General features: G+C 49.4%; 16 protein-coding genes. 7 read left to right on the plus strand and 9 right to left on the minus strand.

The window, feature by feature from the left end; genetic code table 11:
- Positions 1–6: 6 nt before the first annotated feature.
- The gene (locus tag Pan241w_RS21045; RefSeq protein WP_145219638.1) at positions 7–1,356 is read right to left on the minus strand and encodes a hypothetical protein; all 1,350 of its coding nucleotides are present in this window, start codon (positions 1,354–1,356) and stop codon (positions 7–9) included.
- A gap of 287 nt (positions 1,357–1,643) precedes the next feature.
- On the opposite strand from Pan241w_RS21045, the gene Pan241w_RS21050 reads away from it, so the two are divergent.
- Positions 1,644–3,995 carry a protein-disulfide reductase DsbD family protein gene (locus Pan241w_RS21050; RefSeq protein WP_145219640.1) on the plus strand — a complete coding sequence of 784 codons (2,352 nt, stop codon included), beginning with the start codon at positions 1,644–1,646 and terminating at the stop codon, positions 3,993–3,995.
- 289 nt (positions 3,996–4,284) lie between these two features.
- A complete protein-coding gene (locus Pan241w_RS21055; protein ID WP_145219642.1) occupies positions 4,285–5,757 on the plus strand; it encodes a YeiH family protein in 1,473 nt (490 codons plus the stop codon).
- A gap of 902 nt (positions 5,758–6,659) precedes the next feature.
- Here the strand turns inward: Pan241w_RS21055 and argF are convergent.
- The 3 genes from argF to hemB form a co-directional block, all read right to left on the minus strand.
- Positions 6,660–7,577 carry an ornithine carbamoyltransferase gene (gene argF, locus Pan241w_RS21060; protein WP_145219644.1) on the minus strand — a complete coding sequence of 306 codons (918 nt, stop codon included), beginning with the start codon at positions 7,575–7,577 and terminating at the stop codon, positions 6,660–6,662.
- Between the two features lie 116 nt (positions 7,578–7,693).
- Entirely contained in the window at positions 7,694–8,899 is a 1,206-nt protein-coding gene (locus Pan241w_RS21065; protein WP_145219646.1) for an aspartate aminotransferase family protein, read from the minus strand.
- 250 nt (positions 8,900–9,149) lie between these two features.
- Complete coding sequence (gene hemB / locus Pan241w_RS21070; RefSeq protein WP_145219648.1) at positions 9,150–10,136, minus strand: porphobilinogen synthase; 987 nt, start codon at positions 10,134–10,136, stop codon at positions 9,150–9,152.
- A gap of 287 nt (positions 10,137–10,423) precedes the next feature.
- Between hemB and Pan241w_RS21075 the strand changes: the two genes are divergently transcribed.
- The 3 genes from Pan241w_RS21075 (at position 10,424) to Pan241w_RS21085 (ending at position 15,628) form a co-directional block, all read left to right on the plus strand.
- Positions 10,424–12,661: an outer membrane protein assembly factor BamB family protein gene (locus Pan241w_RS21075; protein WP_232107221.1), complete on the plus strand. Its 2,238-nt coding sequence runs from the start codon at positions 10,424–10,426 to the stop codon at positions 12,659–12,661.
- Entirely contained in the window at positions 12,661–14,553 is a 1,893-nt protein-coding gene (locus Pan241w_RS21080) for an outer membrane protein assembly factor BamB family protein (protein ID WP_145219650.1), read from the plus strand. The genes Pan241w_RS21075 and Pan241w_RS21080 overlap by 1 nt, the downstream gene beginning before the upstream one ends.
- Before the next feature lie 259 nt (positions 14,554–14,812).
- A complete protein-coding gene (locus tag Pan241w_RS21085) occupies positions 14,813–15,628 on the plus strand; it encodes a dolichyl-phosphate beta-glucosyltransferase (protein WP_145219652.1) in 816 nt (271 codons plus the stop codon).
- A 23-nt stretch (positions 15,629–15,651) separates the two neighbouring features.
- Here the strand turns inward: Pan241w_RS21085 and Pan241w_RS21090 are convergent, their stop codons facing one another.
- The 3 genes from Pan241w_RS21090 to Pan241w_RS21100 are packed head-to-tail and all read right to left on the minus strand — an operon-like array spanning position 15,652 to position 18,921.
- Entirely contained in the window at positions 15,652–16,017 is a 366-nt protein-coding gene (locus Pan241w_RS21090) for a hypothetical protein (RefSeq protein ID WP_145219654.1), read from the minus strand.
- A complete protein-coding gene (locus tag Pan241w_RS21095) occupies positions 16,010–16,414 on the minus strand; it encodes a hypothetical protein (protein WP_145219656.1) in 405 nt (134 codons plus the stop codon). Before Pan241w_RS21095 ends, Pan241w_RS21090 begins: the two co-directional genes overlap by 8 nt.
- Before the next feature lie 50 nt (positions 16,415–16,464).
- Positions 16,465–18,921 (minus strand): DUF4159 domain-containing protein, encoded by a 2,457-nt coding sequence (locus tag Pan241w_RS21100; RefSeq protein WP_145219658.1) that lies wholly within the window; start codon positions 18,919–18,921, stop codon positions 16,465–16,467.
- A 342-nt stretch (positions 18,922–19,263) separates the two neighbouring features.
- On the opposite strand from Pan241w_RS21100, the gene Pan241w_RS21105 reads away from it, so the two are divergent.
- Positions 19,264–20,280: an AAA family ATPase gene (locus tag Pan241w_RS21105; RefSeq protein ID WP_198000058.1), complete on the plus strand. Its 1,017-nt coding sequence runs from the start codon at positions 19,264–19,266 to the stop codon at positions 20,278–20,280.
- Between the two features lie 24 nt (positions 20,281–20,304).
- On the opposite strand, the gene Pan241w_RS21110 is transcribed toward Pan241w_RS21105, so the two are convergent.
- Together Pan241w_RS21110 and Pan241w_RS21115 are read right to left on the minus strand one after the other, a co-directional pair.
- The gene (locus Pan241w_RS21110) at positions 20,305–21,801 is read right to left on the minus strand and encodes a serine/threonine-protein kinase (RefSeq protein WP_145219659.1); all 1,497 of its coding nucleotides are present in this window, start codon (positions 21,799–21,801) and stop codon (positions 20,305–20,307) included.
- Positions 21,802–22,167: 366 nt separating this feature from the next.
- On the minus strand, positions 22,168–23,334 hold the full coding sequence (locus Pan241w_RS21115; protein WP_145223460.1) for an N-acetylglucosamine-6-phosphate deacetylase: 1,167 nt from the start codon (positions 23,332–23,334) through the stop codon (positions 22,168–22,170).
- A gap of 316 nt (positions 23,335–23,650) precedes the next feature.
- Between Pan241w_RS21115 and Pan241w_RS21120 the strand changes: the two genes are divergently transcribed.
- Entirely contained in the window at positions 23,651–24,961 is a 1,311-nt protein-coding gene (locus tag Pan241w_RS21120) for a radical SAM protein (RefSeq protein WP_145219661.1), read from the plus strand.
- Positions 24,962–24,987: the final 26 nt, after the last annotated feature.

A 24,987-nucleotide genomic window follows, 5' to 3' on the forward strand; every position in this document is an offset into this window, starting at 1 on the left:
GGCCTTTTATTGCTGTTTTTCAGGCTGTTTCCAGAATTCCGGCAGGTCAGGCAGTGTTTCCGCGACGATTTGTTGAATCGCCCGCCGTTCAGAAACGGGAAACTCTGCCGGGGTGACATCCCAGGCCTGTTCCAGCTCCGCGTCAGTCGCATTGAGAAAAGCGTAGATCTCTCGCAGAATCCGCAGCCGGGCGGCAGCCGGCATCTTGTTGAAGCTGTCTGTATAAATCAGGTAGCTCAGACGATGGCGAAACAGTCTGGTTTTGAGATCGAAGTCTTTCAGCGAACGCCCCTGGGCATCGCGTTTGCCCTGTTTTTCAAACCACGTCTGATAATCGGTGGTTCCTTTCAGAGGACCTGTCAATTCTGCTTCATCCAGAAACAGCAGGTATCGCAATAACCGATCTTCCACGTCGGATTTGAGCCCCAGCTGCTGCTCCATACTGACGCGGGTGATTAAATTATGGCCGTGCACTTGATGGTCTAAAATCAGGTGCGCCACGAGATCGGAATGCGGATTTAGATATTTTGACGTATCCACGAACACATCAACAAATTCCAGATTCGAGCGAAAGGCGGGATTCTCCTTTGATTCCTCAATCACTTCCTTGCCGAACAGATTCCCGAGATGCACCATGTCGCCGTGAGTCCCGGTGACGTACCAGCCCCCCCAGCGTTTTGCCAATGGCTTGTCATGTGAGATTTGTGAATAACCCGAGATCGGTCGACCGTGGAGATCGGTCAGGAATGAACGGATCAATAAGCCGGGAATCCGCAGGCTGGAACTTCCCCCATGACAGGAGAGACACTGCTCTGAGCGGACAAATTGGGGCTGAGTTGCGGCTTTGGCCTCCAGTTCATAAAAGATAGAGCCGCGCAGTGGATCAACGGACGCAAGTTCCATCGCTCGTGCACCGGGCACCCAACCGACGTACACATCATCATTGAAATAGACGACCCGTGGATTGGTCGGCTTAATCAAACGGGGGTTGAGGGCGGTTTTGGAAAAGACCATCAACTGTGACGATTCGGGAATATTGAGCGACTTCAAAACATTGCGCAGATACCCCCATTCGGCATCATAGGCCAGTTTCTGCGTTTTCGCTTTGAGTCGCTGATTCATGACCGAAACGGGGTCAGACAGTGCTCCCTTTCCGTATTCCACGGGTTTTAAGCCAAAGGGAATGGAGTCTTTAAAGTCAATTTCCTGGCGGGCTTCTGTCGGTTTGCGTGCGATCAGGGGTTCGTCAGCGAAAGCGGCGACGGAGATGTTGAGGATCAAGAGTGCGAGTAAATAGAACCGCTTTGACTTTGATCTGTATCTACAATTGATCAAAATTCTTTGATGGGTTAACATTATTAAGACTCCGCGTGCCAACGAGTTCCGTCATTTAAACTGGGAGCGCGAATGGTACCAACTCCCCTAACCTGTATTACAAAGCAAATTCGGACTAAAAGATAGTAATATTGCATAAGGTTCGTAATTTGTTGTCAATGTTGACTCAAAAAACTAAAATCCGTATGTATCAGTCAGAATTTGTGACTTACTTCACAGAAGAAAACAGCCCCGACACCGATATAATGGAATAAGTTGGCTCACGGGCCCGTTCTTCTGATTTCCGAGTCTTCTGGAAGGGTTTCATTTTGAAAACTCCCCGCCTTACCACCATCGTTTCCAGCCTTACCATCTTGGCCGCCCTGGTCTGTTCCACGCTGGACTTAGCTGCGCAAAAAAATTCCCTGCCGGATCTGTTCGGCCAGAAAGAGGCCGCGGCTACAAAACCCGCCAAGAAAGCAGAGATCAGCGTCAGTCTGCTGCCTCAGGATGCGAAAGCCGGCGATACCGTCACACTTTCACTGGCAATGATCATTCCGGAAGGATCTTATACCTATTCCACCAATCCGACCTTCGGTGGTGCGACGAAATTTGTGATCGAGGAATCGAAAGGGTTGACTCCCGTTGATCAGCATTTCAACGCCGATCATCCTCCGAAGACCGTCTTTGAGCCGCTGTTCGGAAAAGAAATCGACAAGTATACGAAACATGTGATCTGGAGCCGCCGTTTCAAAGTGAATGCGGACGTGAAAAATCCAGCCGATGTGCTGATCAAAGGACAGATGCTGTATCAGGTCTGTGATGCCAAAAACTGTGTCCCATCACAGTATGCGTTTACGGCGACGTTATCCGGAAAACAGGAAAGCGCACCACTTTCGTTTAAGACAACTCCCGAACGCCGATCAGTTCCCGATCCGGTCGAACTGACGTTTGACCTGGCACCGGCGAAAACAGATCCGGAAAAAATGGTCACTCTAAGTATTACAATGACACTGGATAAAGAATTTCATACGTTCGCGCTGGATCAGGACAAGAAAAATGCGGGACTGCCGACGCACATTGAACTGTTTAAGCTGGAAGGATTGAAGCCGGTTTCCAAACGCTTTACATCCAGCCCGTCCCCGAAAGTCGAAACACATGACGAATACACACAACGCACACATTATGACAAAGTGGTCTGGTCACGTGAATTTGAGCGAATTCCCGGCGCCAGCGAAATCGGCGTCGAAGGCAAACTGACGTATCAGATTTGTAATAAGGGAAGTTGTCGCCGCCCCTGGCCTGTCGAATTCAAACTGGGGAATCTGACCAACGCCACGCCGGTGGCGCTGTCATCGATTGCCGAGCTCAAAGCAACGGACGATGCAGACGACGATGAGATTATCATTGCCTCCGATGACACAAATCAGACGCTCTCTTCCTATCTGTTTTTCGCGTTTCTGGGTGGTTTGATTCTGAACGTGATGCCGTGCGTGCTGCCGGTCGTGGCGATTAAAGTCATGAGCTTCGTGCAGCAGGCGGGGGAAAGCCGCATGCGAATCTTCCTGTTGAATATCTTCTATTCCTTCGGGGTCTTAACGGTCTTTCTGAGCCTGGCCTCTCTGGCGGTCTTCGCGGGACTGGGCTGGGGCGGTCTGTTTCAAAGTACCAAGTTCAATATCGTAATGGCCTGTATCGTGTATGCGATGGGGCTGAGCATGTTGGGCGTCTTTGAAATTCCGGTGCCGGGTATGGTCGGTTCAGCAGCCGGCGGTCAACAGAAAGAGGGTTTAACCGGAGCGTTTCTGACAGGCATCCTGGCAACACTGCTGGCAACGCCCTGTAGCGGTCCTTTCCTGGGGCCAGTACTGGCCTGGTCGGTTCAACAGACGCCGAATATTACTTATCTGGTCTGGCTGGTGATGGGACTGGGAATGGCGTCGCCTTACCTGGTCTTCAGTGTCTTCCCTAAAGCGATCGCCTTTCTTCCCAAGCCAGGAATGTGGATGGTGCGATTCAAAGAGTTCTCCGGCATCGTGCTGATGGGGGCAGTGATCTTTATCATTTCCTTCCTGGACGAATCGCTGACGATTCCTGTTTTGATCATGCTGCTGGGGATCACCACGGGACTCTGGATGATCGGCAGTCTGTATTCACATAATTCTCCGTTCCGGCAGAAAACGATGGTCCGTGTGTCTGCGCTCGCGTTGACAGCCGGTATTTGTTTCTTCGGCTATAACATGAGTCAGAAGTCGACCAACGATCTCCCCTGGGTCCCGTTCAGTACGCAGGAATTGAATCAGTTACGTGCTGATCACCGAACCGTGTTGATCGATTTTTCTGCCGAGTGGTGTCTGACCTGCAAAACAAATGAAAAGTTTGCACTCAACACACCTGAAACGCTGGAGATGATCAAGAAGCACAATGTGGTTCCCATGTATGCCGACTATACGGACTACTCGCCCGAGATCAAAGAGTGGCTGGAGACATTTAAGAGTGTGAGTATTCCGCTGACTGTCATTTTCCCGGCGAACAACCCGAAGAAGCCGATTATCATCCGCGACCTCTATACCCAGGACACACTGCTGGAGGCACTCAAACAGGCGGTCGAAGAACCGCCAAAACCGGCTAAAACCAGTAAGAAGGAAATGGCATCAACCGTCGCGCCTGCTTCAAACTGAGCCTGCTGACCGCAACAAGAGAATAGTAGCCCATTGTCACTCGGCATCAATGATGCGCTGATTCTGCGAACAACAAACGCATCAACGCTTTTCGATTCCTTATTTTTTTTGTATGGTATGGATTCGAAGTTTGCAACAGAACGTAATCCATTCTGTCACAAAGCGAGATATGTTTGTTTTCACAGTTTGCTTCTCACACTTTAAGTGAGCGGCTCGGCGCTAGCCGCCGTTTCTGTGATGCCAGTTTAACGGTGGCTAGCGCCATTCCGCTCAGAAAGTATTGAATTCGATGCCATCAGATACCGCACCGACTCCCGAACCTGAAGAGAGTGACATTGTTGTAGCAGCGCCCCGTCGTTCGACGTGGGCCGAGATGAAGACGGCGGAAGACTGGTGGGCGGTCTGGATTGGCGGAGGCCTGTTGTTGATCTGTTTTCTGGCCATGTATTTCTCTTTGCCCGCTGATTTCTCAGAACAGGTCGCGACGGCAAAAGCAGCCGGTGAAAAAGTCAGTGTGCACAGTCCGCTCAAAACCTGGTTGGCGAAACCGGGGTCCTGGTCTGATAATCCGCTGGATTCCATCTTTCCTCCAGAGAAAACGAATCTGCTGATTCCGTTAGGCGTGGTGTTCCTGATCAGCCTGTGCGCGTTCTCGATTGGGGTCAAAGCTATGCAGCAATCGGTGGCGAAATTCGCGATCGGGTTTATCGGCGTGTTTCTACTGGCGGCGCTGGCATATATTCTGACCGGACAGGCAGTTGTCAAACGTTATAACCTGGAGTATGCGTTGTGGGCGCTGATGATCGGGCTGGTGATCAGCAATACGATTGGTACGCCGAACTGGATGAAACCGGCTTTGAAGACGGAGTTGTATATCAAAACAGGGCTGGTCGTCATGGGCGCCAGTGTGCTCTTCAGCCGCCTGCTGGTGTTGGGACTGCCGGGAATTTATGTCGCGTGGGTGGTGACACCCATCGTGTTGATCAGCACGTATGCGTTCGGTCAAAAGTTCCTGAAAATGGAATCGCGTTCGCTGAACATGGTCATCTCAGCGGACATGTCGGTGTGTGGTGTTTCCGCAGCGATCGCGACGGCCGCTTCCTGTAAAGCAAAAAAAGAAGAGCTGTCGTTTGCCATTGGTCTCTCACTCAGTTTTACTGTGATCATGATGATCGTCTTGCCGGCGGTAATTAAAGCCCTGGGCATCGGACCGATTCTCGGGGGTGCCTGGATGGGAGGCACGATTGACGCAACCGGGGCAGTCGCTGCTGCAGGTGCAATTCTGGGAGATGAAGCAGAGCAGGTCGCTGTGACCATTAAGATGATTCAAAACATTTTGATCGGCGTGACAGCATTCGGTGTCGCCGTCTACTGGGTTAGTTTTGTTGAAACCAAAGAATCCAACATCAAACCAGATGCCTGGGAAATCTGGTATCGGTTTCCCAAATTCGTGCTGGGCTTTATCACCGCGTCGGCCATCTTCTCGCTGCTTTATGTTTTCATGCAGGGGGGAGACACTGTTGTTCCGGCGATGGTGAAGGAATCGTCCAAGGTCTTTCGAGGCTGGTTCTTCTGCCTGGCCTTTATCAGCATTGGTCTGGAAACCAACTTCCGCGAGCTGGCGAAATTCCTCAAAGGGGGCAAGCCGCTGATCCTGTATGTCTGCGGTCAATCTTTGAACCTGCTACTGACGCTGCTGATGGCCTGGTTGATGTTCTCGGTGTTCTACAAAGATGTCGTCAACGAAGTCTTTAGCAAATAAACGAAGTCTTTAGCAAATAGTTGACACTACCAGGTAGCGTTTAATTACGAGTTCTGATCCTGATTTTGAGGTCGACAGAGTTAGCTATGTAAGAATTCACCGTAGCCGGCGGTGTGTTATTGCCTCTGTTTACTGGACTATGACAGCAGAAAAGGCCCATTAGCCGCAGGGCGTTAGCCCCGGTTGTGTGTCATTGGTAAGGGCCGTTCGAATTAATAAACGCTACCTGGTACACAAACACTGATCTGTGCGGAATTTTCATGTCCCGCGGTCTGAGTTATTTCGGGTAAAATGCATACACGACCGGTTGCCTGTCTCTCTCAGTCAGTCAACCGGTACAGGCCAGCCAACCGTGGGCTACCGTTCATTTTCCCTTTTCAGGCAGACGTAGCATGCTCGTTCTATTCTTTTACTCTCTTTGGTGGATTTGTTTCTCACTCGTTGCTGAGACTCCAGGTCGCTGTCTGTCGCACGTTGCTGCCTTGTTTGCAACTGAGGAAGATCTTCGTGATCGGCATCACCTCGTCAAGTCAAATGAGCGTCATTTGAAAATCAGAAATGGCTTGAACCTTTGTCGGAATTGGTCAAAATTGTGCAGACTTTGTCGCTGTTTGTCGCAAAAAACATGTGCTCAAACAGCACATGTCACGAACGACTTTTCTCAAAATACGCGTCAAACCAGCGGGTTTTATAGTGCTGATTTCGACAGGGAGAACCATTTCGAAGTACTGAAAAAAGTGTTTTCTCGCGCGCGACGCAGAAACGGAGTTTCGCTGCTGGCGTGTCCCCGTCAAGGCCAGTTCGTTCAACTGAACGATCAGAGTGAATTCAGAAAGGAGTAGTAAAAAAAGAACCCCGACGAAAACCGCCGGGGCTCAGAACGGAATTTGATCTCAAGTGAGTTATGCTTGCTGCATGAGCCAGACCAGTAACCCTTTTGCCAGATGTTTTCGGTTTTCCGCCTGTTCAAAAACGATGCTTTGCTTGCTATCGAGAACATCATCGGTAATTTCGAGACCGCGTTTGGCGGGCAGGCAATGCATCAAGCGGCAATTTTTCTCTGCTGCTGACATCAGGCTGGAATTGATCTGATAAGCGGCGAAGATTTTCTTGCGTTTTTCGGTTTCAGCTTCCTGTCCCATGCTGGCCCAGACGTCGGTATAAATGACGGTGGCACCGGCGACCGCTCTTTGAGGATCGGCTACCAGTTCGATTTGAGCAGCGGGAATTTTCTGTTTGAGATCGTTCACAAACTCGGATGACAGCTCGAAGCCTTCAGGCGAGGAGACTACAAAGGGAACACCTAATTTGGCACAGCAGTTGGCGAGCGAATAAGCGACGTTATTGCCATCCCCGACATACACCAGCTTCTGCTGCGACAGATCGCCGGCGATTTCCTGCATCGTATACAGATCGGTCAGCGCCTGACAGGGGTGGCTTAAATCGGAGAGAGCATTGATGACACTCGCCTCGGAATTTTGTGAGAACGTTTCAATCAACTCATGTGAGAAGGTTCGCATCGTGACAACATCAGAGAATCGGCCGATGACTCGGGCGACGTCTTCAATGGATTCGCGACCATCCAGGCCAGCTTCTTTACAGGTAAAGAAACTGGCGCCGCCTCCCAGTTCCCACATAGCTGATTCAAAGCTGAGCCGCGTGCGGAGGGAGGGTTTTTCAAACACCTGTGTCATTGTTCGTCCCTGAAGCAGCTGGGGACGTTCGCCTGAGTTTCGCTTGTCTTTCAGTTCCTGGACGAGGGCAAAAATCTCAAGGATTTCTGACGATTCCAAATCGTGTAACGTGACTAAATGTCTCATTGGATATCTCAATCAATGACTTGTTAAAAACAGGAATTCCTGTTCGCTTCTTAAATTAAGATTCGAACAGGAATGTGTGAATGGATCAAATTGTTTTCTGAAATGACTTTGATTTGTTATGCTTCGTCAGCCATTTCCCGCAGCACGGTTGCGATTAAATCGCAGCCTTCTTCGACTTGTTCGGCCGTGACATTCAATGGTGGGAGCAGACGAACCACCGTATCATGTGTAGCATTAATGAGCAGCCCGCGGTCCATACATTTTCCAACCGCAGGACCCGCGGGGATATTTAAATCGACGCCGATCATCATCCCACGCACGCGCACTTCGCGAATGATGGGTAACTCATTCTGAAGCTGTTCAAAAAACTGTTTAAACTGATCCGACATCGCCTGACAGTTTTCCAGCAGGTTTTGTTCTTCAATCATCTGTCCGGTAGCCAGTCCGGCTGCCATCGCCAGAGGATTTCCGCCAAAGGTGCTGGCATGCATGCCGGGCCTTAAGCTGGGTGAGACTTCATCTGTGGCGATGATGGCTCCCGCGGCGACACCGCCTGCGATGCCTTTAGCCATCGTCATGATATCGGGCTGCACGTCCCACTGCTGATAACCAAACCAGGTGCCAGTTCGTCCCATGCTGGTTTGCACTTCATCAAAAATCAGCAGACAGTTGGCTTCATCGGCGATCTTTCGCAAGCCGGCAAGGTATCCGTCATCGGGAATATTCACGCCCCCTTCTCCCTGAACCGGCTCGACCATAATCGCACAGGTTTCATCGTCGACCAGACTGGCGATAGCTTCCAAATCGTTAAAAGGAGCATACCGAAACCCGGCAACCAACGGACCGAGTCCTTCATGGTATTTGGGTTGCGCGGTGGCGGTGACGGCGGCGAATGTTCGGCCGTGAAAGCCGTTTTCGCAGGTAATAATTTTCGGACGTTTTCCATCAAAATGCAGACGAGCCAGCTTCAGCGCACCTTCGTTGGCTTCCGCTCCACTGTTACAGAAGAAGGCTTTGCCAAAACTTCGCGAACAGAGGAATTCTGCAAATCGCCCCTGGGCTTCGGTGTACCAGGTATTGGGAACGTGGATCAGTCGAGACACCTGATCCTGAATGGCGGCGACTACCGGCTCGGGACAATAGCCGAGGATATTACAGCCCCACCCGGGAAACAGATCGAGGTAGCGTTTGCCCTCGGCGTCCCAGACATAGCTGCCTTCGCCGCGCACCAGACTGATCGGATAACGACCGTAATTGGGAATGACGTATTTGTCGAATAAGGCAATCGTTTCCTGACTGCTGGCATGTCCCGTTAGTTGCACTGATGCACCTCGTTTAGTTTAAAATTCCGTAAATATTGATTATCGGACTCTCGGAAAAGAATTGTGACACTATTTCTCAAACTGAAGTTCGAAAAAACAGCAAACTTTTCCAAACTCGTGAAGACCACACTCGTTCAGGCATATCGAGAGGAATTACATCTGACCAAAAAGAAGCCGGAGATTATAGCAAAAAACTCCGTTTGGGGCATCAATCTCAGGCAAAGAATCCGATTCCTCACTAAATTTTCATCTATTCTGCCTGCAGTATTTCCGCAACTTCCTTAGCAAAATAGGTTAATATCCCATCCGCGCCGGCTCTTTTGAAGCAAAGCAGGCTTTCCAGGATGCAGCGCTGGCGATCCAGCCAGCCGTTCTGGGCTGCGGCCGAAATCATGGCATATTCGCCACTTACCTGATAGGCGTACGTGGGAATTTCAAATTCGGCTTTGACGCGCCGGACAATATCGAGGTAAGGCATCCCGGGCTTGACCATCACCATATCGGCCCCTTCGTTGATATCCAGGCCGACTTCGCGCATCGCTTCATCGCTGTTGGCGGGATCCATCTGGTAGGTCCGTTTATCCCCGGTTCCCAGATTGGTGCCCGATCCCACGGCATCGCGGAACGGACCGTAAAACGCAGATGCGTATTTGGCAGCATACGCCATGATCTGGACATGCTGAAAACCGGCTTCATCCAAGGCTTCCCGGATCGCACCAATGCGACCATCCATCATGTCTGAAGGGGCAATAATATCGCAACCGGCTTCCGCCTGAACCACAGCCTGCCGACAGAGGACTTCGATGGTTTCATCGTTGACGACATACCCGTCTTTTACCAGACCATCCTGTCCATGACTGGTATAAGGGTCGAGGGCGACGTCACAGAGAATTCCCAGGTTCAGATTTTCTGCCTTCAATGCACGGACAGCACGACAGACCAGATTGTCCGGGTTGAATGCTTCTTCGCCTCCTTCGGTTTTTTTAGTGGGATCTGTTGCCGGAAATAAAGCAATAACGGGAATTTTCAGTTCTGCAGCAGACCGGGCTGCTTCGATCAGGTGTTCAATGGTCAGACGCTGAACTCCCGGCATAGAGGGAATCTCAGTTTTCTGATTCGCGCCGTCCTGTATAAAGAGAGGCCAGATTAAATCGTTCACAGAGAGTTGGTTTTCAGAAACCAGCCGTCGAGACCAATCTGTGCGGCGATTTCGCCTCATTCGAACTTGAGGAAACATAATATATTAAACCCTTGTCAATCAAAAAGGATCAGAATGCGTGCAAATATTAGCGTCAAAACCTTGATTATGGCCGAAACAGTCCTAATTATAAAGGAATATGCTCTTATTAAATCTGGTTGAGAGTTCAGATTAGACCATTGCATTAGCGAGACAACTTCAATACTGTATTATATGTAGGGGATGGACCCTCCCACCTTAAAAGAGCTGAGATAACAGGCCTGTAAAGGGTTTGTACTCCTTCATCAGTGCTACCACATTCTATAAATGAACAGTGAGGATCTTCTATGCGAAGAATGAACATGGTGCTTGTCGGCTCCGTTATGCTGTTTTTCACCGCCTCTCTTGCAAATGCAGGCGACTGGGCTCATTGGCGAGGCCCCGAGCATAATGGTATTTCCCGTGAAACCAATCTGGTTGATGTCTGGTCGCTTGACGGCAAAAACATACTTTGGACATCCGATATCGGCGGACGTTCAGCTCCGATTGTTTTAGACGGGCGCGTCTATTTGAATTGTCGCACACACCATGATGTGACAGACCCTAAAGATAAAATCAATGCCCAGGAACAGGTTGTCTGCTGGGATGCGAAAACAGGAAAAGTTCTCTGGAAAGATGTGTTTAACGTTTTCCAGACCGACATCCCCTCACCTCGCGTTGGCTGGGCCAGCATGGCCGGCGATACGGAAACCGGGAATGTATTCGTACATTCGGTCAGCGGCTTGTTCCGTTGCTACTCTCCTGAAGGGAAAGTGCTTTGGGAAACGTCATTGGCAGAAGACTATGGAAAGATCTCCGGTTATGGTGGGCGAACGCAAACTCCCATTGTTGATGAAAACCGGGTGATTGTCAGCTTCCTGCAACTGAACTGGGGCAAGACGGCTGCACCTCCTCCAAAACAGACTTACTATGCATTCGATAAGAAGACTGGAAAACTGCTCTGGACAGCAGCGCCCGGCGGTGCACCTTACGACACCAACTATTCCGTGCCAATCGTGACCGTGATTGATGGGACACGAATGCTGATCGCTGGAAACGCCGATGGTGGCTGCTACGCGATGAATGCCCGCACTGGTGAAAAGCTGTGGGGCTTCAAAATGTCCAAGCGCGGCCTGAACTGCTCTCCTGTCGCCGATGGGAAATACGTTTACATTTCACACGGGGAAGATAACATCGACACCGTCGACTTCGGTCGGATTCAATGCATCGATGGTTCACTCCGTGGTGATATCACCAAAACCGGCAGTGTCTGGCGTGTTGATGGGATCAAAGCCGGCTATGCCAGTCTGCTTGTCAAAGACGGGATTCTGTATGCCGTCGCGGACACCGGCCGGATGTATGCCTATGACAGCAAAAACGGCAAAGAACTCTGGACCTACAACCTGGGTACGGTTGGAAAAGGTTCTCCTGTCTGGGCGGATGGCAAACTGTATGTGATGGAAGTGAATGGTAATATTCATATCCTCAAACCAAGCCGCGAAAAATGTGAAGAGCTTTCACACGTCCAACTACTGGCCCGTGTTGATAAAGGCATGGACGAAATTTACGCGTCTCCGGCGATTGCCGACGGCCGCATTTATTTCGTCACTCGCGATAGAACCATCTGCATTGGCGATGAAGCCCAAAAACCGACCAGTGATCCTGTTCCGCCACTAGGAAAAGAAAAAGCAAAACAGGATAAAATCGCTTCGATTCAACTGGTCCCCTATGAAGTGGCTGTCGGTCAAGGAGAAAAAGTCGATTATGAGATTCTGGCTTATGATGCAAACGGCCAGTTTATCAAAAAGGTTGATGCCAAGATTACTCTTGGAAAAGGGCTCGAAGCTGCGAAAGTAGACGGAATGAGCGTAACGACGCCTACTGATTTGAAAGTACCGGCAGCGGGAACGATTTCAGTGAAGGTCGGCGATGCCACAGCGGAATCTCGTATCCGAGTCTTTCCTCCCCTGCCTTGGAAGTTTGATTTAGAAGAATTGAAAGGCAAGGCCGTTCCACCGGCGTGGATCAATGCCTTCTTGAAATTGCAACCCAACAAAGTGGATGGAACAACGGCTCTCAAAGCCAGCCCTGGTAAGGGACGTCCGAGCGCCAATATCTGGCTTGGTCCTTCTGACATGAGCCAGCTTGCCCCGAACGGATATACAGTTCAAGCTGATGTCTTTCTAAAAGAACAAAAGCGGAAACTGTCCAGCATGGGTGTGACCGTGAATCGTTACGACCTGATCCTGAAAGGGAACTCCAGTAAGCTGGCGATTCAAAGCTGGGCGCCGCACAAGCGAATGGCTAAGGAAGTTCGGTTCCGTGCTGATCCAGACGTCTGGTATACTATGAAGCTTAAGGTCGACGTCAAAGACGGTCAGGCTTTGGTAAAAGGTAAAGTATGGCCTCGCGATAAACCGGAGCCGAAAGAATGGACCATTGAAGCTTCAGACCCCCATGCGAACTTGAAGGGGAGCCCCGGGCTTTATCTTTACCGTCTTGCCGATGCTTACGTCGATAACATCATTGTCTCCGAGGATAAATAATGAAAAAGTTACTCATACGATTTGCTCTGCTCAACTCATTTGCATGTTGTGCAGTCATGATGACAACAGGTTGCGAGTCCAAAGACTCGGCGACGAAACCTGCTCCTGGAACGGAAACCGAATTAGGTGGCGCCGCTCCTTTGGGTGAACCAGAAGCAGGCTCGACTACCGCGGAAGCGGGAGTGGATGTTCCCGACGCGAAACCTGAAATGAAACCAGGCCCGGCTTTAGATCCTGACGGAAATCCGGTTGAAACCAAACCGGAACCAGAAAAGCCAAAAGCGGAAACAAAGCCCAAGGCGGAGCCCAAACCGAAGGCAGAACCCAAACCCGAAAAAACTTCAGAAACGAAGCCTGCTCCTGCCAAAGCAGAGAGCAAAACAGCGGCTGCCGGTAAAAAAGGAACCATCACTGGTGACTGGGCCATGTGGGGCGGCCATCCCTCCCGAAACATGGTCAATAAAACGACCGGCGTTTCTCTGAATTTCAAACCCGGTGAAGGGGACGAAAAGGGAGAGAACATTAACTGGGTCGCTAAACTGGGCTCACAAACTTACGGAAACCCCGTTGTTGCGAATGGACAGGTTTACGTGGGAACCAACAATGGTGGAAAGTACCGTCCCCAGTACGAAGACGACTTGGGGGTCGTACTCTGCTTCGACGAAAAGACAGGTGCTTTCAAATGGCAGTTGTCTCGTGAAAAACTTCCCCAGGGTCGTGTCAATGACTGGCCGGAACAGGGTATCTGTGCTGCTCCCTGTGTCGAAGGAGATCGTGTCTGGGTTGTCACGAATCGTTGTGAACTGATGTGTCTGGATGCAGATGGGTTTTACGACAACGAAAACGACGGTCCTTATAAAGACGAAAAAGATACTGATAAACAAGACGCAGATATCATCTGGTCGCTGGATATGATTGAAGACCTGGGCGTCTTCCCGCACAACCTGGCAACCAGTTCGCCTGTGGTTCACGGTGATTACGTTTATCTGCTCACCTCAAACGGCGTTGACGAAGCACACCTGGAAGTCCCGGCACCTCGTGCTCCCTGCTTCCTGGCTGTCAACAAAAAGACAGGAGAGATTCTCTGGGAAGACAACTCTCCCTTCGATCAGATTCTGCACGGTCAATGGTCTTCACCTGCGATTGGCGAAGTGAATGGCAAGACGCAAATCTACTTCCCCGGTGGAGACGGCTGGTTGTACGCTTTCTCTCCTGAAGGAGACGGCGATGGAAATGCCAAGCTGATCTGGAAGTTCGACCTGAACCCCAAAGACTCAAAATGGGAACTGGGGGGACGTGGTACACGAAATGCGATCATCAGTACGCCTGTCTTTAAAGACAACAGCGTTGTACTGGGTGTGGGGCAAGACCCTGAGCACGGCGAAGGCGTCGGTCACATTTATCGAATTGATGCGACGAAAACCGGCGACATCAGCCCACAGATTTCTGATGGTAAAGATGGCTGGAAAGATAACCCGAACTCAGGCCAGATCTGGCACTACGGTGGTGAAGACGTTGACGGCAAGCTGACCGGTAAAAAAGGTGACTTGTTATTCCGACGAACGATGTCCACTGTCGCGATTGACGACGGACTGGTTTATGCTCCTGACCTCAGTGGATTCGTGCACTGCCTCGATTTCGCAACCGGGAAGCGTTACTGGGAATACGACATGTTCGCAGCCTGCTGGGGTTCTCCCATGGTTGTTGACGGAAAAGTCTTTATCGGAAACGAAGATGGAATGTTGATTATTCTCAAGGCCGGCAAGGAAAAGAAACTGCTGGACGAGAAGACTTTTAATTCTTCAATCTACAGCACACCCACCTTTGCCAACGGCAAGATGTTTGTGTCTGACCGATCTCAACTCTACTCGATCCAAGTTACTGAAGAGTAAAGAGTTACAGATCACCTAAAATTTAAAACAGAAGTCTGAGCCAATCAGACTTCTGTTTTTTATGCGCCCCTGAGACCTCTTTCTCCAAATCGGTTTTGACATAAATTCGCTTTTTTGATACACCCCGGTCTCACCCCTATTCACCAAAGTCCGTGTTTGTATCTGAGACACAGACTGATGTGGATGCCCAACCAGTCTTACCAGTTCAATCAATGTGCATTTCGCCAGCGATTGAACCGAATCGGATATCAGCGAATTTATGTCAGCCTCGATTATTGTCATCCCCTGCTTCAATGAAGAAAAGCGATTAGAGGTTCTGCAGTTTCGCAAGCATGCGATCACGCACCCGAACCATCAGTTTTTATTCGTAAATGATGGCAGCAGCGACCGGACCGCATTGATTCTGGACGACCTGAAAGCGGCGGCCCCTGATGCATTTGATGTGCTGCACCTGCCTCAGAATCAAGGCAAAGCGGAAGCCGTCCGGCAGGGCATGTTGCAGGCGATGCATGCAGAAGTTGACTACGCAGGCTTCTGGGATGCAGATCTGGCGACGCCGTTGGATATGATTCCGGAGTTTGCTGCTCAACTGGATCAGACTCCTCAGCTCTCAATGGTCATCGGAGCGCGGGTCAAACTTCTGGGCAGGCAGATTGAACGACAACGGTTGCGACACTATCTGGGCCGGACGTTTGCGACCGCAGCCTCGATCGTTTTGAAACTTCCCATTTATGATTCTCAATGCGGGGCGAAACTGTTCCGCGTAACGCCGGAATGTGAGACACTCTTTGCCACTCCGTTTCTCACCAACTGGATTTTCGATGTGGAACTTTTGGCGCGGGCACGCCAGCTGGAAAAATTCTATCAATGCCCGGCTCTGGAAGAAACCGTTTACGAACTTCCCCTGCCCCGCTGGATGGACGTCGCTGGTTCGAAAGTCAAACCGCATGATTTCCTGAAAGCATTTTTCGAGCTGAGTTCGATTTACTGGAACTATCTCAGGCCGTCGATCAAAGCCCCATTTGCAGAACTAGCCGCTGCATCGGCGAGAGAAGAGACTCGCAAAGCTGCTTAAGATTTTTCTCTCCACTTCATTTTCTACATGCGATATAGGCTATACGCGACCATTGAGTTCAAAGCCGACAGAATAAACGTCAGCGGTGCCACGACGGCAAACAGCCAGTTACGTCGTGAGGCGAGATAAATCAGCAGCCCTACCAGTATAACAGTAATCGCCAACATACCTGCCAGCGCCAGAGCATCTGGAATGTGATGAAATAACATCGCTCGTGGCATTAACCCCGGTAAGGCGGGCCACATCTTGATCCAGGTCCAGCGATAGCCGGTCCAGCTTCCCTTAGATAAAATTAACCAGGAATAAGGATAGTAAGTACAAAACAAGATGACGGGGACGACGACTTTCAATGAGGGTCGTCTTACCGGTCGCTTTGATCCACTATTCATGATGGATATTAAACCAGCTGTTACAGTAATTACATTTCACATCTCCGTGAGGTGAAACATCAATATTATCTGACAGAGGTGCATTACATTTGGGGCAGGTATAAGAAACGGATTTTGCGCTCGCCGATTCGGACCGTTCAAAATTTGCTTTTGGTAAAATCCCCTTCGCCTTGATTGAACTATAGGCGGTGAAACTTCCAATCGCGATGAAGGGAATCGCGACAAACGATCCAAAAACTCGAAAAAACAAGGGAGGGGAGTGAAAGCTGCCAAAGGGTTGTAACCACAAAAAGCCGATTACACAAATACCGATCCCGGCAAACACACAACCGATCACCGCTCCAACAAACCTGGCGCCTGTTGTAATATTTTTCTGTAACTCTTCCTGATCGTTCATCTCTCTATTTCTTTTTCCAGATTTGAATCTCTGTCATTTCCGTTGCGAACTTAATCGACTTTCATTCCCTCTACTTTTTCTTTGAAGGCAATATCCTGCAGTAATGCATAGCGGACGATATTTAACGCCAGATTCACTGCATCCTGAGGGATATAACCTGCGCAGGCAACCGAAGCCTGCTGTTCCAAGGCACAACTGATATCGTACTTACTATAGATCACAGCCAGGTGCCCATCAATTTCAATGCCTTCCAGTAAGGGCTCCACAACCAGCGTTTTCGCCTTGAGCGGTTGATTGACATCATCGACTTCCATCTGGCGGCGTCTCACCTTGCGAACATCATAGCCAGTCTGATCTGAAAATAATGGATGACTGACAGGAATGCGTTTCAACTGTTTGGTGGGAAACATCTCGCTCATTAATTGTCGGAAACTCCGATCAAAGGGCTCTGAGCCACAGCACGCATCAGCAAACAGGACAGCGCCGTTTTCCAATGCCTGCTTCAAGGTCGCGATTTCTGTTTTGGAAAAACTGAACTGACTCCGCCCGTGCATATACAGCAGCGGGTATTTCATCAGGTTGGGATCACTGGCGGGTAACGTTGGTGTTTTGGTTGACGCAATCATACCTGCTTTTTGATTGAGCGCTTTCAACAGATTTCGCAGCGCTCGCGGAGCAGCATCCCAGGTCCCTGTATGACGGAGCTTAGCGATTTGCAAAAAACCTCGTTCAATTTGATCCTGCGCCCCTCCCTGATTCGCCAGCTCTTCCTGATCCAGTTTGTTCGGTGGTTCACGTCCGGTAGCATAAGCGATGACATTCGTACCAATCCGGATGGCCCGTGTAATCATCGAATTGGCCTGGGGAGTGCGAGCTTTCGTTGGAAATCGCATCCACTTGTCCCACAAACAGGCCAGATCATCAGGACAATAAATAATCGAAGTGCGGCAGCCGACATCCACTCCATAGAGTTCAACACTTTCTGCATCGAGCAGATATTCACAGCGAAATACAGGGTGCTCTGCAGTCAGTCTTTTGAGCTGCACCTCTCCCTGTGGATACATTTTTTTGATCAAGGTACGAAAACCCAGATCGAAACCAGCTCCATTGCAATTATCCACCGCAAAAATGAAGCCGCCCTGCTCGACGTACTGTTTCAGCATCGCGACCTGCTTTTCGCCGAATTGCGGATTATCTAATCCGCTGATAAACAACACAGGAGCCTGCCGAAGAACCTGCACGCCCCCTCCCTGAATGGCAAGCTCCAGGTTGACGGTCTGCCAGGTGAGCAATTTCGGCCAGTCTGGACGGCCTGATAAGGCATCGGTCAAATTCAGGATATCATTTTGATGGTGATTCCAGTTCGGAATGCTACCCGGTTTCAGATTCACCTGCTGATTCGTTTTGTATTCCAGTTTATTGATCAAAACGGGTGCCAGACCTTTGGAAAGAAACAGCAAAACAAAACTGGTCCCTAAAATGGGATCTGATTCCAGTCCCGTACCTCTCCAGGAGCCATCTCGTTGAGACTGCCTTTTGATCAGAAATGCAGCACCTTCCCGATACCAGTCATGCTTACCAAAGAATCGGGTCCCACTGAGTCGGCCAGCCCGCTCAAGACCATACAGGTAATAGAGTAACCAGGAATTGACACCGGGATTACTACCCACTGAAAAATGATTGGCCATCCAGCGAACAGCTCGATCGATCGATTCGTCTGCTTCATTTTGATCACAACAAACGGGAGTCCCATCCGGATTGATTTCCAGTTCATCTCCCATCATGGAATTGACAATCACCATTGTCGCAATTCCAGCAACAGTCATACTGCCTCGACTGCTGCCAGCTCTTGACTGATATCCCCAACCGCCATCACCGCTTTGCTGTGTGCTCCAATACTGTTTGATTAATCTCCATGTTTTGAGATTAACGGGGACTCCTGCGTGAACCGCATCGCGCAGCGCCAGCACGGCATACTGACTGTTACTCCGATCTGCGACTCCGCCTCCACCAATCGCCATACCGGGGCCATAGCCCCAGCCTCCGGCGTCAGGCCCTGTTGTTACCTGACTTTTTTCCAGACGTTGAACAAGTGATGAGATCAGGGTTAAATCCCTTTTCCCGTCCTTGGCAGCAGCCAGAGCCATGATCATCAGACTGGTCTGGTAGGTTCCTTTGGGGCTGGGAGCCCGCAGTGATCTTAAATATTTCAAACCGCGCTGAATTGGTTCCTCATCGGCTTTCATCCCACAATTAATCAAAGCCATCAAAGCCAGGCAGCTCATTCCCACTTTATAAGAGTTGCCGGAAACGGGCCATGAGCCATTTTCATTCTGATTCTTCACAAGAAAATCCCGTCCCCGTTCTATGGAATCAGAGACCGATCTGGCAGTAAGTTCTTGTGCGGACACTGACCTCAAAGGCTGCAATCCCCAGGAGATGCAAATGGCACCTGTTAAGATCCAGCGCAATGCCCGTTGTATTGGTTTAAGATGTGAACGATCCATCGCATCTTTCTTTCTATGCCGTGAGAAGACTTTTAGACAAAAGCAGAAGCTGACATGATCTAGAACTGACATGAAACCTATTATAGTTTAACAAATATCCCGATTTACCAAAATCATGCTATTTTTTGTGATTCCAGCCCTTTTCGAGTGGTTTTTCTAATTGTACCAGATTTGCTTGTGCAAGACAGAGGTCTCTGTTTCTCTTGGCATTTAAGATGACTATAATTGGGTTCTCGGACAGCATATTTTCACTTCAGCCAGAAGCAACTGCCGACGTTGGAAAAAGATTGGCGGAGTCAAATCAGACCAGCTTCATCATTTAATAAAGAGAATGGAAAAACATTGGCTAACGAAAAACGCGACTTCGACGATTTCCTTGAAAAGCTAAAACGCCACCATGATGTCATGGTCGACGAACTGCATAAAGTCATTATCGGGCAGGACGATGTGATTGAACAGATTCTGGCCGCCATCTTTACCGGCGGACACTGTCTGCTGGTTGGAGTGCCCGGGCTGGCAAAGACCTTGCTGGTGAGTACAATTGCCCGGATTCTTGACTGTGAGTTCAAACGAATTCAGTTTACTCCGGACCTGATGCCATCCGACATCACAGGAACGAATGTGCTTGAAGAAGAAGATTCCGGCAGACGTTCGTTCCGATTTGTGCAAGGCCCGGTCTTTACGAACATTCTATTGGCTGATGAAATTAACCGAACCCCTCCTAAGACTCAGGCCGCGTTATTGCAGTCGATGCAGGAACGTGAAGTGACCGTGGGACAGACGACGTATGATTTACCCGATCCGTTTTTTGTGATTGCCACTCAGAATCCGATTGAGCAGGAAGGGACTTACCCGCTTCCCGAAGCACAATTAGACCGTTTCATGTTCAATATCAAAGTCGAATATCCAAATCTGGAAGAGGAAGAAAAAATTCTAGCCTCGACAAGTATCAGTGAAAAACCGGAGATTCGCAAAGTGTTGTCGGCGAAATCGATCATCTATCTCCAGCGGCAAATTAACCAGATTGAAGTCGGGCCGATGACGATTAACTATGTCACCCGGCTGGTGCGGGCAACGCGTCCGTCGGATGGGTCCGCGCCTGCCTTTATCAAACAGATGGTTGACTGGGGCGCCGGTCCTCGTGCCGGGCAATATCTCATTGCCGGTGGTAAAGCGATTGCTGCGATGTCAGGACGCGCCAGTGTTTCACTCAATGATATCCGCCGCGTTGCGGTCCCGGTACTCCGACACCGAATTTCCACGAACTTTCAGGCGCAGGCAGAGGGAATGGTGACTGAGGACATTGTGGCACGGCTGATCGAAGAAATCCCTGAGCCTAATATTCCTAAATACGAGTGACCTGAAGCAACCGCACTCGTGAGTTTAATAGGCGGTGAGCTCTGCAGAATCATTGAGCTGGTGCTGTAAGACTTTCTGAATTTTTGATCGTAAGTTCCGGATTTTGATAGGCTGAACCAGAATCCGGGAGCGATCCGTTTTTTGTAGCGTTTTCTTGACGCTGGCATTCTTCTCTGACAGCACCAGAACTGCGGCCAGATCCGCATTCATTCCCAACGCATTATTGAAAGCTTCGACGGCTCCTGCTCCAATCGAATCTTCCATAAACACGACACAATCGGGGGCATTCTCTTTAATCCGATTCATCGCCCGATCGATATCGCTCAGAATCAAAACCCGGTAACCATGTTTGGTCAGATAGTCCCGTAATACATCCTGATGCTTAGGTCGGCTTTCGACACACAAGACTGTGGGAGGAGCTATTGCCATCTGCAATTCCTGCTCAGCAGCCGTCTTAACGTCTGCTGTATTTGCAGGCGGCTTGCCTTCTGAATCGGAATCATCGAGCTGGGCACGCACTTCAAGCAAGTCCTGAATCGCCTCAGTCGCCGACTGGTAGCGTTCTTGCGGCTGATAGGCCATCAACTTTTCCAGAACATTCACAATCGGAGTGGGGAGGTTCGGCTCTAGAGTTGTGATAGAAGGAATCTGCGAATAACGCGAGGGTCTTTTTCGCTCTTCGACGTCCTTGGTACGCGGGAAGGGAGGTTTGCCGCTGAGCAACTCATAAAAAATGGTACCGACAAAATAGAGGTCACTACGTGGATCATTTCGTGGCGCGCCAGTCGACTTTTCGAGCGTCCCATATTCAACTGCCCGTTGATGGGCCTCGCCGGCACCGCTGGCATCGTCTTCGCCAGCCAGACCAAAATCAATCAGCTTCGCGACGCCCTGAATAGACATCAAGACATTCGTCGGCTTCATATCACGGTGAGTGTATCCCAGACGGTTGGCATACTCCAGACCTTCGCAAATATCGACTGTATACTTGATTGCTTCAGTTGGGGACAATTTTTTGCGAATGGTAATGAAATCACGCAGATTTCCGCCTTCCACAAATTCCATCGTGAAATAATGAATGCCGTCTTGAACGCCGACATCAAAGATGGGAACAATATTTTTATGCTGAAACTGTTTGCAGACTTCGGCTTCCCGATGAAACATTTTGACCGTATCAGGATCCTGAGCCCAGCGTTGTCTGAGGACTTTGACGCCAATCATGCGACCATCAGTCAGAGAGGCAGCTCGATAGACGCGCGCGAAACTACCCGAAGCGTTCTGGTACATTAATTTATTATCGCCGAGTACCAGATCTTCGAATTCATTACTTTTTAAACGGCCAGCCTGAAAAGATGTGATCAGGTTTTTTCGTTCTAACAAACGAATCAACTTGCCATCGTCAGTGGATTTTTCCTGCAATTCCTGCAGGCATGCGTCCATCTCTTGTTGAGTCACAAGGCGAAGATCGACGATCTGCTCACTGAGTTTTTTCTTTGGTGACTTCTTATTAAAAAAAATCATTCGCGGTCCATGATCTGCAGATGCACACCTGACAATTAATGAAATTTGCTGTAAACCTGATGGAAACAGAACAGGAACATTTGATCAAAATGACCTGAAAGTTTCGCGAATAATAAAAAAGCGCCTCGTTTACCTGAATTCCAACAGCCTGATGTCATCTCTATCTGTAGAAAGAGCCAATAAAATAATATAAAGACGGCCCTGAAATAGATACAAAATTTTTCGTATGAAGTTTCAATGTCCAGAGTAAGAATACCCAATTATAACATCAAAAATAGGGGAAGGGAATCAGTGAACACGCGAGCAGAAAGTTTTTTTCATTTTTTCTGCGGCGCGGTGAGCGTATTCGTTCCAGACAGAACAGATTCAGGAATTGACCAGCAGGGTCCCATATTTCACAGCACCGCCAGATAAGGTGGTTTGCAGATTCATCCGGGATCCGGGACCTTCATAATGGAACAGAATCAGATCCGCCCTTGCCCCGACTTCGAGCCGAATTTCCTCAAACCCTAATAATCGTGCGGGATTTAACCCCGCCATATCGAGCGATTCCTGCAATGTAATTCCCGCCATATCGATGGCAGTTGTAACGCAGGTATCCGTCTCCACCCCGGACCCGGCCAGGAGTTGCCGCTGACCGGCAATCACAATCGGACCATCTTCGAGGACTTCCATTTTGACGGAACCTTCTTCATAAATCCCGGGAGGTGAACCTGCTAAACCGGAAGCATCGCAGGTAATAATCGTATTCTCGACACCTTTGGTTTTGATGATGGTTCTCACCACGCTGGCAGGGAGATGATATCCATCGCTAATAATACTGGCCATCAGACGGGGTTCGCCCAATTGTTCCCAAATATAATTTGGATGTCTGCGGAGTGTGCCATGCGCGCCATTGCCCAGATGAGTGCTTAATCGTGCTCCTGCATCAACGGCTTCGGTGATCTGCTCAGGCTCGGCTGCAGTATGACCAATCGAGACGACGACCCCTGAAGCGACTGCTTTCTTGATAAAAGAAATTGCATTATCAACTTCAGGCGCTAATGTAACCAGTCGAATCCGATTCCCCGAAAGCTCCTGAAGTTTACAGAATTCATCCCAGTCAGCAGGACGCACCTGATCTAACGGATGCGCACCGCGCGGCCCCTGAATCGGTGAAATATAAGGCCCTTCAAGATGACAACCAGGAACCATTTGATTTACCCAGTCAAATGCTTCACACGCTTCTCGAATCGCAGTAAAGCCACTGACATAATCGTCAAAAGAACTGGTGATTAATGTCGGGCAGAGTCGAGTGATGCCATACTGATAATGTTTTTCCAAAACTTGACAGACTTCATCAACCGTCAAACCAGGTTTATTAAACCAGATGCCGCCATATCCATTGATCTGCAGATCAAACATTGAGGGAGCGATAAAAGGTAAGCCTGCTGCTTCCGAGTCGGGCAACAGTTCAATCGAAGTAATTTTATCTCCGTTGATCTTAATGCTGACAGCTTCAAATGTATCGTATCGTCGTCCAACTAACTCCATCAATTGCCTCGAGCTCTTAAACAATTTGAATCGAAATGAAAAAGGGTTTTACTTCTGAGCGGCAGAACTGTTTTATTTAAACTTAGAAAGTATAAGAATTATACTCCAAAGTCAAAAAAAGAATTTTTAGAACAATGCGTTATACCATGAAATTCATGCAATTTACAGTGAGAGATGAAATGTTTGTGTACTATGCAAAAATTCTAAGTATTTTTTAAGACAAACAGGTGCTTCCTGACCCCCGAGTGAGTAAAATTAACTACAGAACCATTTTTGTTCACTACCCCCAGCTTATCCTACAGAACTGAGCCCTTGCATGTATTTCAAAATGGCCAAACGCGTCTTACTAGAGACAGACAAACGACTTGTCTGGAAGCTGGCTTATAATTTCGGTTTCAAAGGCGCGCTCTCAGTTCACAAGCACAAAAAGCGACTGAAACGCGGTGAATTCTTTCCCCCGTTTCTTTACGTCTCTGTCATTAACAGCTGCAACTTGCGCTGCCAGGGTTGCTGGGTTGATGTCGCCGCCAAGCAGGAAAAAATCGACGTCGAAGCAATGTCGCGTCTGATTTCAGAAGCGAAAGAAATGGGGAACTCCTTTTTCGGAATCCTGGGGGGCGAGCCTTTCATGCACCCTCAATTGCTGGAAATTCTGGAACGCCACCCCGACTGTTATTTTCAGATTTTTACCAACGGCCAATTCATTACCGACGAAATCGCCAAAAAACTTCGCAAGCTGGGGAATGCCACTCCTCTGATCAGTGTGGAAGGCAACGAAATCATCAGCAACCAGCGCCGAGGTCGCAATGATGTCTATGAAAAAACTATGCGTGGCATTCAGAATTGCCTGGACAATAAACTGCTCACAGGTGTCTGTACCAGCTTATGCAAATCCAACATCGACGATCTGCTTACCGAAGAATGGGTTGATAAGCTGATCGACATGGGTGTGATGTATACCTGGTATCACATCTATCGCGTCGCCGGACCGGAACCAAATCCCGAGTTGGCACTTTCTCCGGAAGAGCAATTACGCGCCCGAAAATTTGTCGTAGAGATGCGGGCCAAAAAACCAATCGGCGTGATCGATGCTTATTTTGATCATAACGGCACAGCCCTCTGCCCTGCGGCAACCGGGCTCAGCCATCACATCAATCCCTGGGGCGATATCGAACCCTGTCCTGTAATCCAGTTTGCCACCGATTCGATTCACGATGAAACCAAAACGCTGAAAGAAAAATTCGTGCAATCCGAGTTCCTGAAAGATTTTCGCGAGGTGGTGCAGCAAAACACGCGTGGCTGTATCATTCTGGAACGCCCCGATCTGCTGGAAAATCTCGTCAAAAAACATGGCGCCAAAGACTCCACTGCCCGAAAGCAGGCGATGCAGGAACTGCAAAACCTGGAAACGAGAACATCACAATATTCTCCCGGAAACGAGGTTCCCGAAAAGAGTCTCGTCTATCGGATCGCCAAGAAATTCTTCTTTAACGATTTCGGCGTCTACCAGGGTGCCGATCATAGCCAGACAGCTGCACCGGGCATTCTGGCGAATCAAGCCAGTTCTACCGCTAACGCAAGTGATGATCCACCACATTTCATTCCATTGGAAGCAATGAAAAAGTAAGCCAATCTGGCTGCTTAACCAAAGAG

Source organism: Gimesia alba (assembly GCF_007744675.1).
GTDB lineage: Bacteria > Planctomycetota > Planctomycetia > Planctomycetales > Planctomycetaceae > Gimesia > Gimesia alba.